Annotated in this window: 16 protein-coding genes and 1 pseudogene; 10 read left to right on the forward strand and 7 right to left on the reverse strand. The window is 74.0% G+C overall.

The features are described from left to right. Together GA0070622_RS07920 and GA0070622_RS07925 are read right to left on the reverse strand one after the other, a co-directional pair. Positions 1-666: a DedA family protein gene (locus GA0070622_RS07920; RefSeq protein WP_091571067.1), complete on the reverse strand. Its 666-nt coding sequence runs from the start codon at positions 664-666 to the stop codon at positions 1-3. 70 nt (positions 667-736) lie between these two features. Further along, positions 737-1,330 (reverse strand): DUF1349 domain-containing protein, encoded by a 594-nt coding sequence (locus tag GA0070622_RS07925; protein WP_091571072.1) that lies wholly within the window; start codon positions 1,328-1,330, stop codon positions 737-739. Positions 1,331-1,383: 53 nt separating this feature from the next. On the opposite strand from GA0070622_RS07925, the gene GA0070622_RS07930 reads away from it, so the two are divergent. Both GA0070622_RS07930 and fabG read left to right on the forward strand, forming a co-directional pair. Next, positions 1,384-3,036: an alpha-amylase family protein gene (locus GA0070622_RS07930; RefSeq protein WP_091571076.1), complete on the forward strand. Its 1,653-nt coding sequence runs from the start codon at positions 1,384-1,386 to the stop codon at positions 3,034-3,036. Positions 3,037-3,093: 57 nt separating this feature from the next. Next, positions 3,094-3,852 (forward strand): 3-oxoacyl-ACP reductase FabG, encoded by a 759-nt coding sequence (gene fabG, locus GA0070622_RS07935; RefSeq protein WP_091571079.1) that lies wholly within the window; start codon positions 3,094-3,096, stop codon positions 3,850-3,852. A 22-nt stretch (positions 3,853-3,874) separates the two neighbouring features. Here the strand turns inward: fabG and GA0070622_RS07940 are convergent, their stop codons facing one another. Next, positions 3,875-4,291, reverse strand: a complete 417-nt coding sequence (locus GA0070622_RS07940) for a hypothetical protein (protein ID WP_091571083.1) — start codon at positions 4,289-4,291, stop codon at positions 3,875-3,877. Further along, positions 4,284-4,679 (reverse strand): hypothetical protein, encoded by a 396-nt coding sequence (locus tag GA0070622_RS07945; protein WP_091571086.1) that lies wholly within the window; start codon positions 4,677-4,679, stop codon positions 4,284-4,286. The genes GA0070622_RS07940 and GA0070622_RS07945 overlap by 8 nt, the downstream gene beginning before the upstream one ends. Before the next feature lie 150 nt (positions 4,680-4,829). Here GA0070622_RS07945 and GA0070622_RS07950 point away from each other — a divergent pair, with 150 nt between their 5' ends. The 7 genes and pseudogenes from GA0070622_RS07950 to GA0070622_RS07975 all read left to right on the forward strand — a co-directional run bounded on the left by GA0070622_RS07950 (position 4,830) and on the right by GA0070622_RS07975 (position 10,903). Beyond that, on the forward strand, positions 4,830-5,726 hold the full coding sequence (locus GA0070622_RS07950; RefSeq protein ID WP_091571089.1) for a Gfo/Idh/MocA family protein: 897 nt from the start codon (positions 4,830-4,832) through the stop codon (positions 5,724-5,726). Between the two features lie 44 nt (positions 5,727-5,770). Further along, complete coding sequence (locus GA0070622_RS33430; protein ID WP_255292749.1) at positions 5,771-5,893, forward strand: hypothetical protein; 123 nt, start codon at positions 5,771-5,773, stop codon at positions 5,891-5,893. A 353-nt stretch (positions 5,894-6,246) separates the two neighbouring features. Next, positions 6,247-7,032, forward strand: a pseudogene (gene erm / locus GA0070622_RS07955) (ErmE/ErmH/ErmO/ErmR family 23S rRNA (adenine(2058)-N(6))-methyltransferase); the annotation flags it as partial. 100 nt (positions 7,033-7,132) lie between these two features. Continuing rightward, a complete protein-coding gene (sigK, locus tag GA0070622_RS07960) occupies positions 7,133-7,762 on the forward strand; it encodes an ECF RNA polymerase sigma factor SigK (protein WP_091571097.1) in 630 nt (209 codons plus the stop codon). Further along, positions 7,759-8,496: an anti-sigma factor gene (locus GA0070622_RS07965; protein ID WP_091571101.1), complete on the forward strand. Its 738-nt coding sequence runs from the start codon at positions 7,759-7,761 to the stop codon at positions 8,494-8,496. The genes sigK and GA0070622_RS07965 overlap by 4 nt, the downstream gene beginning before the upstream one ends. A gap of 86 nt (positions 8,497-8,582) precedes the next feature. Beyond that, positions 8,583-9,218 carry a fasciclin domain-containing protein gene (locus GA0070622_RS07970; protein WP_091571105.1) on the forward strand — a complete coding sequence of 212 codons (636 nt, stop codon included), beginning with the start codon at positions 8,583-8,585 and terminating at the stop codon, positions 9,216-9,218. A gap of 29 nt (positions 9,219-9,247) precedes the next feature. After that, positions 9,248-10,903: a molybdopterin-dependent oxidoreductase gene (locus GA0070622_RS07975; protein ID WP_091571110.1), complete on the forward strand. Its 1,656-nt coding sequence runs from the start codon at positions 9,248-9,250 to the stop codon at positions 10,901-10,903. A gap of 15 nt (positions 10,904-10,918) precedes the next feature. On the opposite strand, the gene GA0070622_RS07980 is transcribed toward GA0070622_RS07975, so the two are convergent. Next, entirely contained in the window at positions 10,919-11,113 is a 195-nt protein-coding gene (locus tag GA0070622_RS07980; protein WP_091571113.1) for a DUF2795 domain-containing protein, read from the reverse strand. A gap of 79 nt (positions 11,114-11,192) precedes the next feature. On the opposite strand from GA0070622_RS07980, the gene GA0070622_RS07985 reads away from it, so the two are divergent. Then, complete coding sequence (locus GA0070622_RS07985) at positions 11,193-12,449, forward strand: erythromycin esterase family protein (protein ID WP_091571117.1); 1,257 nt, start codon at positions 11,193-11,195, stop codon at positions 12,447-12,449. Between the two features lie 60 nt (positions 12,450-12,509). On the opposite strand, the gene GA0070622_RS07990 is transcribed toward GA0070622_RS07985, so the two are convergent. Both GA0070622_RS07990 and GA0070622_RS07995 read right to left on the reverse strand, forming a co-directional pair. Further along, the gene (locus GA0070622_RS07990) at positions 12,510-14,693 is read right to left on the reverse strand and encodes an MMPL family transporter (RefSeq protein ID WP_091571122.1); all 2,184 of its coding nucleotides are present in this window, start codon (positions 14,691-14,693) and stop codon (positions 12,510-12,512) included. Positions 14,694-14,727: 34 nt separating this feature from the next. Then, complete coding sequence (locus tag GA0070622_RS07995) at positions 14,728-15,273, reverse strand: TetR/AcrR family transcriptional regulator (RefSeq protein WP_091577006.1); 546 nt, start codon at positions 15,271-15,273, stop codon at positions 14,728-14,730. Positions 15,274-15,321: the final 48 nt, after the last annotated feature.

Below are 15,321 nucleotides of genomic sequence, written 5' to 3' on the forward strand. Positions count from 1 at the left end.
TCAGCGCCCGGCGGTCACCGACTGCCGCCGGGCGCGCCGCCGGCGTACCTTCTTCACCGCCCAGCTCACGATCATGACGCCGAACACGGCGAAGATCGCGTAGTTGAACCACTGGCTGTACCGGTCGACGTCCTCCCACCGCGAACCCAGGGCGAAGCCGGCGCCGACGATCAACGCGTTCCACACCCCACTGCCCAGCGTGGTGAGCAGGATGAACTCGCCCAACGGCATGCGGTTCGCGCCGGCCGGGATCGAGACCAGGCTGCGGACCACCGGCACCACCCGGCCGATCAGCACCGCCCAGCGGCCGTGCCGCTCGAACCACCGGTCGGCCTTCTCCAGGTCCTCCAGGTCGACCAGCGGGATGTGGTCCAGCCACCGCTTCAGGCGGTCCTCGCCGAGCGCCGCGCCGAGCCAGTAGAGCACCAGCGCGCCGAGCAGCGAGCCGACCGTCGCGGCGAACACGATCAGCAGAACGTTGAACCGGCCCTCGGCGGAGAGATAGCCGGCCATCGCCAACACGATCTCGCTCGGGATCGGTGGGATGATGCTCTCCAACGCCACCAGCAGGGCCACGCCGACCGCGCCGAACGAGTCGATCACGCTGGCCACCCAGCCGGTCAGCCCGGTGAACTGGTTCGGGTCGACGTCTTGGGCCAGGGCCATGGTGGTCCTTCCACAGGGTTGCCGGAGATCCGGGGGTAGTACCCGGCCCGGCCCCGCTCACACCTGTGGCTCAGCTCTCCGGATGCAGTGCCGCGTCCGCCGGTCCGCGCCGCCAGCCGGTGAAGCGGACCACCAGGCCGCCCCGGCTGGGGGAGCAGCAGTACGGCCCGGCCGACGCCTCGGCGGCCGGGTCGAGCGGTGCGACCCGGACCAGTCGCCACGGCTCGTCCGCCACCCGGGCCCGTACGGTCAGCGCGTCCCCGGCCCGGCTCACCCGCACCGTCACGTCCCGCCCCGACCAGTCCGGCACCGGCGCCACCGACCAGTCGGAGAACTCGTCCGTCACCACGGCGCCGACCTGCGGGGCGCCGTCGCTCACCTCGACGCCGGCCTTGGTCCACCGCCGCTCGTCCACCCGGACCAGCACGCCGGCCTGGTCGAACTGCGCGCCGTAGTCCAGCCGGAAGGAGACCTCGACGGCGCTGTCCAGCGGGAACGGCGCGAGCAGCGCCGAGCCGTCGTCGTGCACGAAGCCGTAGCTGGTGCGCCGCCAGAAGTCGCTGCCGCCGCGCGGCTCCACCAGCAGGCCACCGTCGACCGGCTCGGCGCGCTCCGGCGGGTTCAGCCAGACACCGGCGGACCAGTCCGAGGCATCCTCGCTCATGGGGGCACCGTACCGGGTTTGCCGGATCGGGCGTTCGGAGAAGTAGTTGCCGCATGGGTGACAGGTGGTATCAGGAGGCGGTCGTCTACTGCCTCGACGTGGACACGTACGCGGACTCCGACGGCGACGGGGTGGGTGACTTCCAGGGCCTGATCGGGCGACTGGACTACCTGGCCCGGCTGGGAGTGACCTGCCTCTGGCTGAACCCGATCCACCCCTCGCCGAACAAGGACGACGGGTACGACGCGACCGACTTCTACAACGTCGATCCGCGCCTCGGCACCCTGGGCGACTTCGCCGAGCTGCTGCACCAGGCGCAGAACCACGGCATCCGGGTGATCATCGACCTGGTGGTCAACCACACCTCGGACCAGCACCCCTGGTTCCAGTCCGCCCGGTCCTCACCGGACTCGCCCTACCGCGACTGGTACGTCTGGGCCGACCACGAGCCGGACGACCGGCACCAGGGCATGGTGTTCCCGGGCGAGCAGCACGAGACGTGGACCTACGACCGCACCGCCAAGGCCTGGTACTACCACCGCTTCTACAAGTTCCAGCCGGACCTCAACATCGAGAACCCGAAGGTCCGCGCGGAGATCAAGAAGATCACCTCGTTCTGGCTCCAGCTCGGCGTCTCCGGCTTCCGGATGGACGCCGTGCCGTTCATCATCGAGAAGACCGAGCCGGGCAACCCGAACGCGCCCAAGGACTTCGACTTCCTCACCGACCTGCGTCAGCACGTGCAGTGGCGCCGGGGTGACGCGGTCCTGCTGGCCGAGGCGAACGTCGAGCCGGACCAGTTGCCGGTCTACTTCGGCGACGGCAGCGGCTCGGGCAACCGGATCCACATGCTCTTCGACTTCATGCTCAACGGCCGGCTGATGCTCGCCCTCGCCCGGGAGGACCCGGAGGCGATCATCGACGCGCTGCGCGACACCCCGAAGCTGCCCACCGGCGGCCAGTGGGCGACGTTCCTGCGCAACCACGACGAGATCGACCTGTCCCGCCTCACCGCCGACCAGCGCAAGGACGTGCTGGCGAAGTTCGGGCCGGACGAGAACATGCAGCTCTACGGCCGGGGCATCCGCCGCCGCCTCGCCCCGATGCTCGGCAACGACCGGCGGCACATCGAACTGGCGTACGCGCTCCAGTTCTCGCTGCGCGGCACGCCGGTGCTGCGCTACGGCGAGGAGATCGGAATGGGGGAGGACCTGGCACTGGACGGCCGGGACGCGATCCGCACCCCGATGCAGTGGTCGTACAAGGAGAACGCCGGCTTCTCCACCGCCGAGCCGGAGAAGCTGGTCCGCCCGGTGATCGACAAGGGGGACTTCGGCTACCAGCAGGTCAACGTCACCGTCCAGCGCAAGGACCCGCGTTCGCTGCTGGGCTGGTTCGAGCGGATGATCCGCACGCTGCGGGAGGCGCCGGAGATCGGCTCCGGCAGCACCGCCCACATCGACGTGCCGATGCCGCCCGGCGTGCTCGCGCACCGCGCCGACGGGCGTACCGGGACCATGGTCTTCCTGCACAACCTCGGCACCGAGGACGTGGAGATCGACCTGAGCACGCTGGCCCCGGAGGCGGACCTGCCGATCGACGTGCTGACCGACCGCAACTACGAGGACGTCGGCAAGCTCGACCGGCTCAAGCTCGCCGGCCACGGCTACCGCTGGATCCGGCTCTGTCGGGGCCGGGACCTCTGATCGCGGCGCGCGCGGGTTAGGCTCCTTCGATCGACCCCAAGTTACCGGGAGGTAATCATGTCGGAGGAGCCCCGCGTCGCCATCGTGACCGGAGCCGCGCGCGGCATCGGCGCGGCCACCGCCCGCCGGCTGGCGGCCGACGGCATGGCTGTCGCCGTGGTCGACATCGACGAGTCCGCCACCAAGGAGACCGTTGACGCCATCGGCTCGGCCGGTGGCCGGGCCCTCGGCGTCGGCGCCGACGTCTCCGACCGGGCCCAGGTCGAGGCCGCCGTGGAACGGATCGCCGCCGAACTGGGCGCCCCGACCGTGCTCGTCAACAACGCCGGCGTGCTCCGGGACAACCTGCTGTTCAAGATGACCGACGTCGACTGGGACACGGTCATGGGCGTGCACCTGCGCGGCGCCTTCCTGTTCAGCCAGGCCGCGCAGAAGCACATGGTCGAGCGCAAGTGGGGCCGGATCGTCAACCTCTCCAGCACCTCGGCGCTGGGCAACCGGGGGCAGGCGAACTACTCGGCCGCCAAGGCCGGCCTCCAGGGCTTCACCAAGACGCTGGCGATCGAGCTGGGTCCGTTCGGGGTGACCGTCAACGCCGTCGCGCCGGGCTTCATCGTCACCGACATGACCGCGGCCACGGCAGCACGGATGAAGGTCGACTTCGAGGCGCTCCAGCAGCACGCCGCCGCCGAGATCCCGGTACGCCGTCCCGGCCGTCCGGAGGACGTCGCGCACACCATCTCGTTCCTGGCCAGCGAGGGCGCGTCGTTCGTCTCCGGCCAGGTCATCTACGTCGCCGGCGGCCCGAAGGACTGACCGCTGCCCGGCGCGGCCCCGCTCAGGCGGGGTCGCGCCGGGTGCGCCAGAGCCAGAACAGGCCGAGCGCCGGCAGCACCAGCGGGATGTAGCCGTAGCCGCTGCCGAAGTCCGACCACACCGTCTCGTCCGGGAACAGCTCGGGGTCGGCGATGCTCAGCACGCCGACCGCGAGGACCCCGACCAGCTCGACCGAGCAGCAGGCCAGCGCCACCCGGCGGCCGGCGTGCCCGGCGCGGGCCAGCCCGACCGCCGCCACGATGTAGATCAGCGCGGCCAGCGCGGAGAGCAGGTACGCCACCGGCGCCTCGTCGAACTTCGTGGCGATCTGCAGCCCGGCCCGTGAGGTCGCGGCGATGGCGAACAGGATGTAGACCGCGATCAGCAGCCGGCCCGGCCCCCGGTTGGTGGCGCGTTCCGGCGCCCGGGTCTCAGCCACCGACGACCTCCCAGGTCTGCTGCAGCCGGACCACGACGACCGGCGTCACCAGGCAGATCGCGCAGACGATCGCGGAGCCCCACCGGGTCGGCTCCATCCGGGCCAGCACCCAGGCCAGCGGCGGCAGGCAGACCAGCGTCACCAGATAGCCGAAGAACGCGCCCGGCTCGCCCGGCCGGTCGCCCCCGCCGAGCGCGACGAGCGCCACCACGGTCAGCGCGAGCAGCGCCACCTCCAGCACGGCCAGGCCGATGAACTGGAGCCGGTCCGGCGGCTGTCGGCGCACGGCGGCCACCAGGGCCCAGACCGCGACCACCAGCGAGAGCACGATCGGGATCGTGGCGAGGATCCCGTCCACCGGCGAGGCGGAGGCCGCGGCGCTGGTCATCGACGCTGTGTCGTTCACCGGCCCAGTCTACTAATCCGTGTAGTAGCGGCTCTCCCGCCGGGTCGGGGCGCGCCGGGCGGGTCGGGCGACTAGCGTGGATCACGGCCCCGGGCGTACGCCGGGGGCCGACGACGACGGCAGGGGGTCGGGGTGCGGTTCGGGTTGTTCGGCACCGGTCACTGGGCGGCGGAGACGCACGCCGCGGCCATCGACGCGCATCCGCGGGCGCGACTGGCCGGCGTGTGGGGGCGCAACCCGGCGAAGGCGGAGGAGCTGGCCACCCGGCACGGCGTGCCGGCCTTCACCGAGGTCGACGCGTTGCTCGACGCCTGCGACGCGGTCGCCGTGGCGCTCCCGCCCGACGTGCAGGCCGACATCGCCGTCCGGGCCGCCACCGCCGGGCGGCACCTGCTGCTGGACAAGCCGCTCGCGCTCGGCCTGGCCGACGCCGACCGGGTGGTCGCCGCCGCCCAGGCGTCGGGGGTGGCCTCGGTGGTCTTCTTCACCCAGCGCTTCCACCCGAACGTCACCGGCTTCCTCGCCTCGACCGCCGCCGCCGGCGGCTGGCAGCACGCGCGGGCCACCATGTTCGCCTCGATCTACCAGCCCGGGAACCCGTACGGCGACTCGCAGTGGCGGCGGGACCGGGGTGCGCTCTGGGACATCGGCCCGCACGCGCTGTCGCTGATCCTGCCGGTGCTCGGTCGGGTCACCCGGGTCGCCGCGATGGACGGGCCGAGTGGTCTGGTGCACCTGCTGCTCACCCACGACGGCGGCGCGACCAGCTCGCTCTCGCTCACCCTGGACGCGCCGGCCGAGGCGGTCGCCCGGGACTTCGTCTTCTTCGGCGAGAACGGCACCGAGACCGTCCCGCCCGGTGACGGCAGCGTGCTCCAGGCGTTCGGCACCGCGCTGGACCAGCTGCTGGAGGAGGTCGACGCGGGCACCCGGGACCACCGCTGCGACGTGCGCTTCGGTCGCGAGGTGGTGGCGGTGCTCGACGCGGCGGAGACCGCCCGGGCCCAGGGCCGCACGGTCGACCTCTGAAAATCCCGTCGCGGGCGGGACGACCCGCCGTTAGCCTGGCCGGCATGTTCACGCATGCCCTGATCGACGTGGCCGCCGCGCCGGCCGCGTGGGGGCTCCTCCTGGTCGCCCGCCCGCGGGTCCGGCGCCCGGCCCTGGCCGGCCGGGACGCCCACCGCCGCGCCTGACCCCACCACCGGCCCCCCGAGCCCTCCCCGGCTCGGGCACCTGCCGGTCCCGCCACCTCGGCGAGGTGGCGGCGTCAGGCCCGTCCGATCGCGCCACCTCGCCGAGGTGACGGCGTCAGGCGGTCACGGACCACCCCACCTCGCCGAGCTGGCGTGGTGGTCCGGCCGGTCCGCGTCCCGACCACTCTCCAGGGTCGTCCGAGTCCCGATCCGCTCGGACCGCCCGACCGATCCACGCCGGCTCGACCTGAGCCGACGGCCTCCGGCACGTCCGCGAGGCCCGCCAGCTCCGACGTGGACACCCGCGCAGCGGTCCGTACCCGTCGCCGTCCGGCGACAGACAGGACGAACCCGTGGCGCCCCGCCGACCCACCGCACGCGACCGGTCCCGTCGCGTACTGTCCCAGAACTTCCTCGCCGACCCGGCCGCCGTCGCGCGGATGGTCCGGGCGGTCCGGCCCGAACCGGACGACCTGCTGCTGGAGGTGGGCGCCGGACGTGGACAGCTGACCCGGCCGCTCGCCGCGCGCTGCGGCCGGCTGGTCGCCTACGAGGTCGACCCGACCGTGCTGCCGGAACTGGCGGCGACCTGCGCGCCGCTGCCGCACGTCGAGATCCGGGCGGCCGACTTCCTGGCCGCGTCCCCGCCCGACCAGCCGTTCTCGGTCGCCGGCAACATCCCCTGGTCACTGACCGCGGCGGTGGTCCGGTGGTGTCTCGCCGCGCCCGGACTGCGGGCCGCGACCCTGCTCACCCAGCTCGACTACGCCCGCAAGCGCGCCGGTGACCACGGCCGGTGGAGCCGGCTGACGGTGTCCACCTGGCCGGAGCACCACTGGCGGCTGGCCGGGCGGGTACCTCGGAACGCGTTCCGGCCGGTGCCGGCCGTGGACGGTGGCATCCTGCGCCTGGAGCGCCGCACCGTGCCGCTGCTCGCGCCGGACGCGCTGCCCGCGTACCGGCGGATGGTGGAGCTGGGGTTCGGCGGCGTCGGCGGCTCGCTCGCGGCGTCGCTGCGCACCGCTCATCCCGGCCGTCGGGTGGACGGGGCGCTGCGCGCCGCCCGGGTCGCGCCGGACACCCCGGTCGGGCTGGTCTGGCCCGAGCAGTGGTTGGTGCTGTTCCGGCTGCTGCACGCGAGCGACAGCGGCCGGAGCGGGAAACCCCGCCCATCCGGGACGGCCCCGGCTCCGAATGCCTACCGTGCTGGCAGACGGAGCGGACGGAAGGCGGGACCGGATGACCCACGGCGACAGCGCCGGTGACGTGCCGGGGCGGTCGAGGCTGCACGCGCTGTCCCCGGCCGCCCCGGACCCGGGGGTCGAGGCCGACGACCTGTTGCGGGCGGTGGCGCGCGGCGACGAGGCCGCGTTCGAACGGCTCTACGGCATCGTCTCGCCCCGGGTCTACGGCCTGGCCCGGCGGGTGCTGCGGGATCCGGCCCAGGCCGAGGAGGTGGCCCAGGAGGTGCTGGTGGAGGTGTGGCGCACCGCCGCGCGCTTCGACCCGGCCCGGGGCTCGGCGACCGCCTGGGTCCTCACCATCGCCCACCGCCGCGCGGTGGACCGGGTGCGGTCGGAACAGGCGGGTGCCGAACGCGCCCGTCGGGTCGCCGCCGGTTCCCGGGAGACGCCGTACGACGAGGTGGCCGAGGAGGCGGCGGCGCGGCTGGAGCGGCAGCAGGTGCGGCGCTGCCTGGACGTGCTGACCGAGGTGCAGCGCGAGGCGATCACGCTGGCCTACTACGGCGGACACAGCTACCGCGAGGTGGCCGGCCTGCTGGATGCCGCGCTGCCGACCGTCAAGACCCGCATGCGGGACGGGCTGATCCGTCTCCGCGACTGCCTGGGAGTGGAGCTGAGCCGATGACCGACATCCACGCGCTCGCTGGGGCGTACGTGCTCGACGCGGTGGACGACGTCGAGCGGGCCGCGTTCACCCGGCACCTGGAGAACTGCGAGAGCTGCGCGCTGGAACTGGCCGAACTGCGCGAGACGGTCGCGCGGCTGGCCGACCCGACCTGGTCGGTGCCGCCGCCCACGTTGCGCGCGGCGGTGCTGGCGGAGATCCGGCGCACCCCGCAGGAGCGGCCCGGCCGGGCGGGTCGCGCGGAGCCGCCCCGGGCCGGGACCTGGCGGCGCCGGCTGGCCGTCGCGGCCGCCGCCGTGCTGCTGGCCGGCGGCGCGGGCGCGGCCACCTGGGTGGCCCAGGAGCAGCGGGTACGCGACGCGCGCACCGAGGCCGGCGCGGCCCGGGACGAGGCGGGCCGGATCCGGGCGGTGCTGGCCGCCCCGGACGCGGTCGTCCGCGGCGCCACCGCGCCGGCCGGTGGCCGGGTGGCAGTGGTCGCGTCGGCGAGCCGGGACGAGGGGGTGGCGCTGCTGGAGGGGCTGGCAGCGCCGGCGCCGGGGCGGGCCTACCAGCTCTGGCTGATCGAGGGCGCCACCGCCACCTCGGCCGGGGTGCTGCCGTCCGGGCAGGGCGCCGGCACCCGGCTGCTGGTGGGCGTACGCGGCAAGGGGTCCTTCGGGGTGACCGAGGAGCCGGCGGGCGGGTCGACGCGGCCGAGCACGACGCCGCTGGTGGCGTTCGCGCTCACCTGATCTTTTCCGTACCGGACCCATCCGCGCGGCGATCCGCGCCGAATCCCTTCCAGACCGACAGTTCACCACTTGAAGGGATTCACCCGATGCGCCCTGTGAAGCTCACCGCCGTCGCCCTCGCCGCCATGCTCGGCCTCGGACTCGCCGCCTGCGGCGGGGACGGCGAGGACAGCGGCGCCGCCGCGCCGGCCGGCAGCGCCCCGATGAGTTCCGCGCCGGCCAGCAGCGCCCCGGCGATGGCCGACGGTCAGTTCGGACCCGGCTGTGCCGCGGTGCCGACCGACGCGTCGAACCCCGGCAGTTTCGCGGCCATGGCCAAGGTGCCGGTGGCGACCGCGGCGTCCGGCAACCCGGTGCTGAGCACGCTGGTCACCGCCGTCAAGCAGGCCGGACTGGTCGACTCGCTGAACAGCGCCCCCGGGGTGACGGTCTTCGCGCCGACCAACGACGCCTTCGGCAAGCTGCCCAAGGCCGATCTGGACAAGGTCCTCGCCGACAAGAAGATGCTCACCGACGTGCTGACCTACCACGTGGTGGAGGGGCGACTCAGCCCGGACCAGCTCGCCGGCACGCACAAGACGCTCCAGGGCGGCGAGGTGACGGTCGCCGGCAGCGGTACCGAGTTCACCGTGAACGGCGCCTCGACGGTCGTCTGCGGCAACGTGCAGACCGCCAACGCCACCGTCTACATCGTCGACTCCGTGCTGATGCCGAAGTCCTGACCCGGACCGGCCGGTGAGGGGAGGAACCGATGATCCGCCGCACCTCGGCGGCCGCCGGGACGGGGCTGCTCGCGGCGGCCGCCGGGGTGGCGGTCGCGGAACTGCTCGCCACCGCCGTCCGGCCACAGGCGGCACCCCTGGTCGCGGTCGGCGGCGCCGTCGTGGACGGCGCGCCGACCCCGGTCAAGGAGTGGGCGGTGCGCACCCTCGGCACCTACGACAAGCCGCTGCTCCTGGGCGGGATCGCGGTGGCGGTGATCGTGCTGGCCGCGCTGACCGGCGTCGCCGCCCGCCGTCGCCCGACGCTGGGCCTGCTCGGTCCGGCGGTGCTCGGGATCGCCGGCGCCGCCGCCGCCCTGAGCCGCCCCGACGCCCGCCCGGCCGACGCCCTGCCGGCCCTGGCCGGCGCCGCCGTGGCCGCCGCCCTCCTGCGCTGGCTGCCGCTGCCCGGCCTGCCGGCCGCCCCGGGCGCCGCACCCGACCCCGTGGGGGTGGGCCGGGCGGCGTCCGGGGCCGACGCGTCCGGTGCGGGCGCGTCCGGGGCCGACGCGTCCGGGGCCGACGCGGCCGGTTCGGGCGCGGCCGGTTCGGACCCGACCGGTGCGGGCGCGGTCCGTTCCCGCCGCCGGGCGGCGACGCGGCGGGCGGTGCTGCGCAACTCCGCGCTGGTGGCGGTCGGGACCGCCCTGGCCGGGGCCGGCACGGTCGCGCTGCGCCGGCTGAACCTGGCCGACGCCACCCGCGCCCGGGACGCCGTCCGGCTACCCGCCCCGGCCTCGCCGGCCCGTCCGCTGCCCGCCGGGGTGGGGCCGGGGTTCCGCACCCCGACCGCGGACTTCTACCGGGTGGACACCGCGCTGACCGTGCCGCGGCTGGACGTGGACGCCTGGCGACTGCGGCTGCACGGAATGGTGGAGCGGCCGGTCGAGCTGACCTTCGCCGACCTGCTCGACCGAGGGCTGATCGAGCGCGACGTCACGCTGAGCTGTGTGTCCAACGAGGTCGGTGGCCCGTACGTGGGGACCACCCGGTGGCTCGGCGCGCCGCTGGCCCCGCTGCTGCGCGCCGCCGGCATCCGGGCCGGCGCGGACCAGCTGGTGGCCCGCTCCGACGAGGGGATGACCATCGGTACGCCGATCGCCACCCTCCTCGACGGACGGGACGCCATGCTCGCGGTGGGCATGGACGGCGCACCGCTGCCGTTCGCGCACGGCTTCCCGGTCCGGATGCTCACCCCCGGCCTGTACGGCTACGCCGGGGCGTGCAAATGGGTCACCGAGCTGGAGGTGACCACCTTCGACGCGTTCGACGCGTACTGGGTGCGGCGGGGCTGGGCCCGGGAGGCGCCGGTGAAGACGGCGTCGCGGATCGACCGGCCCGCGCCGTTCGCCCGACTTCCCGCCGGTCCGGTAACTGTGGCCGGCGTGGCGTGGGCCCAGCACCGGGGCATCGCGGCGGTGGAGGTCTCGGTGGACGACGGCCCGTGGCGGACGGCGGAGCTGCTGCCCACCGCCTCCTCCGACACCTGGGTCCAGTGGCGGTTCGCCTGGTCCGCCCCGGCCGGCCCGCACCGCCTGCGGGTACGCGCCACCGACGGCACCGGCGCGCCGCAGCCCGAGGACCGCCGCCCACCGTTCCCCGACGGCGCCACCGGCCACCACACCGTCGCGGTCACGGTGCGGTGAGAGGCGGGCTCCCGCTCAACGGGTCACGACGACGAGCGCCTCGCCCAGCTCCGCCGGCGTGCCGAACTCCTCGGCCGGCAGCGTCCGCAGCGTCTGGAGCGTCTCGGTGCTGGCGCCGTTCTCCTGGGCCCACCGGACCAGGTCCTCCCGGGAGACCGGGTAGTCGAGCCCGGCCAGGAACTCCTGCAACTGCGCGCCGCTGACGGTCATGCCGCGCGGCTACCCGCTGGGCGGGGTGGCATGCCCCGGGACGCCGGTTTGCCCCGACCGGTCCCGGGTAGCCGCGGGCATGCTGGTACAGCGGCTCGGCGCGCCGAGCGACTTCGACCCGTTGCTGGAACGCGTCCGGGACGCCCGCATCGTGATGATCGGCGAGGCGACGCACGGCACCTACGACTACTACCGGTTGCGGGAGCAGGTGACCCGGCGCCTCATCGCCGAGCAGGGGTTCGACTTCGTGGCGGTGGAGGGGGACTGGCCGGACTGCGACCGGGTGCACCGGTCCGTGGTGGGTGCGCCGGGCGGACTGGCCGACCCGCTGGTCGCGCTGGAACGGTTCGAACGCTGGCCCACCTGGATGTGGGCGAACGCCGAGGTGGCCCGCTTCTGCCGCTGGCTGCGGGCCTGGAACCTGGAGCGGTCGGAGGGGGAACGGGCGGGATTCCACGGCCTCGACGTCTACTCCCTCTGGGAATCGATGCAGGCCATCTTCGACTACCTGGGCGAGGAGGACCCGGCGTCGCTGGAGGCGGCCCAGGAGGCCTACCGCTGCTTCGAGCCGTACGGCAAGCAGGTCGAGGAGTACGGGATGGCCAGCCGGTTCGTCTCCGCACGCTGCGAGGAGGAGGTGGTCCGGCTGCTGGCGCGTACCCGGGAACAGGCCGCCGCGGACGGCCCGGACCGCTTCTCGGCCTGGCAGAACGCGGAGGTGGTGGCCGGCGCGGAGCGCTACTACCGGGCCATGGTCGGCGGCGGGCCGGAGTCGTGGAACGTCCGGGACATCCACATGGCGGACACGCTGGACCGGCTGCTCGACCGCTACGGCCCGGACGCGCGCGGCGTCGTCTGGGCCCACAACACGCACGTCGGGGACGCCCGGGCCACCGAGATGGCGGCGGACGGCATGGTGAACATCGGTCAGCTCGCGCGGGAACGGCACGGCCGGGACGCGGTGGCGCTGATCGGCTTCGGCAGCTACCGGGGCACCGTGGTCGCCGCCCCGCGCTGGGGTTCGCCGGCCGAGACGATGGTGGTGCCGCCGGCCCGCGAGGGGTCGGTCGAGCGCCGGCTGCACGAGCTGATGCCGGACCGGGCGGTGCTGGTCTTCGGCGGGGAGGACCAGCCGGAGTGGGTGACCGGCGAGGTCGACCACCGGGCCATCGGCGTGGTGTACGACCCGAGCTTCGAGTCCTGGGGCAACTACGTGCCGACCCGGCTCGGTGAGCGGTACGACGCGTTCGTCTGGTGCGACGAGACGACCGCGCTGCACCCGCTGCCGGCGCTGGTGACGCCGGGCGAGATGGAGACGTACCCGGCCGGTGTGTGAGGTGGGGCGTTAGGAGGGGCCCCCTGTTATGCGCCAGGCGTTAACAGGGGGCCCCTCCTTTCACCTCACCTCGGCGGGCTCGCGCTCGGCGAGGTGGGCGCGCAGGCCCTCGCCCTCGACGTCCACGTTGGGCAGGATCCGGTTCAGCCAGCGCGGCAGCCACCAGGCGGCGTTGTTCAGCAGCGACATGACCGCCGGGACGATGGTCATCCGGACCACGAACGCGTCGATGGCGACGCCGATCGCGAGCGCGAAGCCCATCGACTTGATGATCGGGTCCTCCAGGAAGACGAAGCCGCCGAACACCGAGATCATGATGAGCGCGGCGGCGGTGACCACCCGGGCGCCGTGCCCCATCCCGTTGATGGTGGCCTGGCGCGCGGTGTCGCCGTGCACGTAGTCCTCGCGCATCCGCGAGACCAGGAAGACCTCGTAGTCCATGGCCAGGCCGAACAGGATGCCGATGAGCAGGATCGGCAGGAAGCTGACCAGCGGGGCCGGGGTGTCCAGACCGACCAGGTCGGCCAGGTGGCCCTGCTGGAACACCGCGACCGTGATGCCGAACGTGGCCGCCACGGTGAGCAGGAAGCCCAGCGCCGCCTTCACCGGCACCAGGATCGACCGGAACACCAGCATCAGCAGCAGCACGGACAGGCCCACCACCAGCAGCAGGTAGACCGGCAGCGCGTCGGAGAGCTTCTCCGACACGTCGATGCCGATCGCGGTGACGCCGGTGAGCAGCACCTCCGCGTTCTGGATGCCGCCGACCTGCTCGCGGATGTCGTGCACGACCGTCTCGGTCGCCTCGTCGGTCGGCCCGGTCTTCGGGATCACGCCCAGCAGCGCGGTACGGCCGGACGGGTCGAGCTGCGGCGGGGCCACCGCCAGCACCCCGTCGGTCTTCTGGATCAGCGCGGTGACCTGCGGCACGGCCGCCTGGGTGGCCTGCGGGGAGTCGGCCGTCACGACGACCGCGAGCCGGCCGGTGAAGCCGGGGCCGAAGCCCTCCTGGATCAGGTCGTTGCTGACCCGGGCCGGGGTGCCCTCGGCGGCGGCGGACGCGTCCGGCAGGGCCAGGCGCATGTCCTGGGCGGGGATCGCGAGCAGCCCGAGGCCGAGCAGGCCGACCAGGATCACCGGGATGCGGAACCGGGTCACCCAGTGCGCCCAGCGGAACCCGAAGCCGGACCGGTCCTCCGAGCCGGTGCCCGGATCCGCGACCGCCTCCCGGTTGCGCAGCTTGCGCGGCAGCACCTTGCGGCCGGCGAAGCCGAGCAGCGCCGGGGCCAGGGTGATCGCCACCAGCACGGCCACGGTGACGGTGCCGGCGGCGGCCAGGCCCATCACGGTGAGGAACGGGATGCCCACCACGGCCAGGCCGGCCAGGGCCACCACGACGGTCGCGCCGGCGAAGACCACGGCGGAGCCGGCGGTGCCGACCGCCCGGCCGACGGCCTCCTCGGGGGAGAGCCCGTCGAGCAGGTTCTGCCGGTGCCGGGAGGTGATGAAGAGCGAGTAGTCGATGCCCACCGCGAGGCCGAGCATCAACGCCAGGATCGGGGCGGTGCTGGTCAGCTCGACCGCGCCGCTGAGCGCGAACAGGCCGGCCATGCCGACGCCGACGCCGATCAGCGCGTTCAGCATGGTCATCCCGGCCGCGACCAGCGAGCCGAACGTAATGATCAGGACGACCGCCGCGACCAGCACGCCGATGGCCTCCGTCGAGCCGACCTCCGGCTCGGCGTTGAGCACCTCGCCACCGGGGGCGACCTGCCAGCCCTGCGCCTCGGCCTGCGCGCCGACCTTCTCGTACGCGTCGCGCTGCTCGGCCGTGACGTCGTCCGCCCGGCCGGCGAACTGCACCTGGATCAGCGCATACCGGCCGTCGGGCGTGAGCGCCCGGGCCTGGTACGGGTCGACCGCGCCGACCACGCCGGGCAGCGTGGCCGCCTCCTGGGTGAGCTGTCCGACCACCGCCTGACCGGCCGGGGTGGTGAGCGCGCCGTCCTGGGGCGCCTTCACCGCGATGGTGCCGGTCGCGCCGCTGGCCGCGGGGAAGCGGTCGGCGAGCAGGTCGATCGCCTTCTGCGACTCGGTGCCCGGCATGGTGAAGTTGCTCGCCGTCGGGCCCTTCAGCGTGGCCGCGGCCAGGCCGAGACCGACGAGTACGACGAGCCAGACGACGGCGACGAGTCGCCGTCGGCGCAGGGATGCCCGGCCGAGCCGGTACAGCAGGGTCGCCATGGACCTTCCTTCGTCCTCGGGTTGGACAGTGCAATCAGGTGGTGGGTTCGAGCGCGCGGTGCGCCACGGCGAGCAGCGCGGGTCGCAGCTCCTCGTCGGGGATGTCCAGGAACTCGCCGCAGGTCTCGGCGATGCCGGCGAGGACGACCAGCGCGGCGACCCGGGCCGCCGGCCGGTCGGAGAAGCCGGCGAAGGCGGCGACCAGCCGTTCGGAGATCTGCTGGATGTGCGCGAACGCCGGCTGCTGGAGCAGGTCCGGGAACTCGCCCCGGAGCAGCGCGATCTCCCGGCGGAAGCGGACCGCCAGGTCGACGAAGCCCTCCGCGGCGACCCGCTGGGCGTCCGCGCCGGTGCGCCCGGCGAGGCGGGCGTCGAGTTCCTCCAGCATCACGATGGCCGGGGCCATCAGCTCGCAGAGCAGGGCGTCCTTGCTGGCGAAGTGATAGAGCACGGTGGCCTTGGAGCAGCCCACCTCGCGGGCGATGTCCTGCAACGAGGTGCCCTTGTAGCCGGTGACGGCGAACCGACGGGCCGCCGCGGTGAGCAGCTCGTCGTGGGTGGCGGGGGTCGCGCGTGCCATGTCCTCCAGCATGCCTGACCGATCGGTCAGCACCTGACCGATCGGTCA

Source organism: Micromonospora sediminicola, from assembly GCF_900089585.1.
Classification (GTDB): Bacteria; Actinomycetota; Actinomycetes; order Mycobacteriales; family Micromonosporaceae; genus Micromonospora; species Micromonospora sediminicola.

What these genes read in the sequence shown, in the direction of transcription:
- GA0070622_RS07920 (WP_091571067.1), bottom strand. Translation starts at nt 666, where the DNA reads ATGGCCCTGGCCCAAGACGTCGACCCGAACCAGTTCACCGGGCTGACC.
- GA0070622_RS07925 (WP_091571072.1), bottom strand. Translation starts at nt 1,330, where the DNA reads ATGAGCGAGGATGCCTCGGACTGGTCCGCCGGTGTCTGGCTGAACCCG.
- GA0070622_RS07930 (WP_091571076.1), top strand. Translation starts at nt 1,384, where the DNA reads ATGGGTGACAGGTGGTATCAGGAGGCGGTCGTCTACTGCCTCGACGTG.
- fabG (WP_091571079.1), top strand. Translation starts at nt 3,094, where the DNA reads ATGTCGGAGGAGCCCCGCGTCGCCATCGTGACCGGAGCCGCGCGCGGC.
- GA0070622_RS07945 (WP_091571086.1), bottom strand. Translation starts at nt 4,679, where the DNA reads ATGACCAGCGCCGCGGCCTCCGCCTCGCCGGTGGACGGGATCCTCGCC.
- GA0070622_RS33430 (WP_255292749.1), top strand. Translation starts at nt 5,771, where the DNA reads ATGTTCACGCATGCCCTGATCGACGTGGCCGCCGCGCCGGCCGCGTGG.
- sigK (WP_091571097.1), top strand. Translation starts at nt 7,133, where the DNA reads ATGACCCACGGCGACAGCGCCGGTGACGTGCCGGGGCGGTCGAGGCTG.
- GA0070622_RS07965 (WP_091571101.1), top strand. Translation starts at nt 7,759, where the DNA reads ATGACCGACATCCACGCGCTCGCTGGGGCGTACGTGCTCGACGCGGTG.
- GA0070622_RS07970 (WP_091571105.1), top strand. Translation starts at nt 8,583, where the DNA reads ATGCGCCCTGTGAAGCTCACCGCCGTCGCCCTCGCCGCCATGCTCGGC.
- GA0070622_RS07975 (WP_091571110.1), top strand. Translation starts at nt 9,248, where the DNA reads ATGATCCGCCGCACCTCGGCGGCCGCCGGGACGGGGCTGCTCGCGGCG.
- GA0070622_RS07980 (WP_091571113.1), bottom strand. Translation starts at nt 11,113, where the DNA reads ATGACCGTCAGCGGCGCGCAGTTGCAGGAGTTCCTGGCCGGGCTCGAC.
- GA0070622_RS07985 (WP_091571117.1), top strand. Translation starts at nt 11,193, where the DNA reads ATGCTGGTACAGCGGCTCGGCGCGCCGAGCGACTTCGACCCGTTGCTG.
- GA0070622_RS07990 (WP_091571122.1), bottom strand. Translation starts at nt 14,693, where the DNA reads ATGGCGACCCTGCTGTACCGGCTCGGCCGGGCATCCCTGCGCCGACGG.
- GA0070622_RS07995 (WP_091577006.1), bottom strand. Translation starts at nt 15,273, where the DNA reads ATGGCACGCGCGACCCCCGCCACCCACGACGAGCTGCTCACCGCGGCG.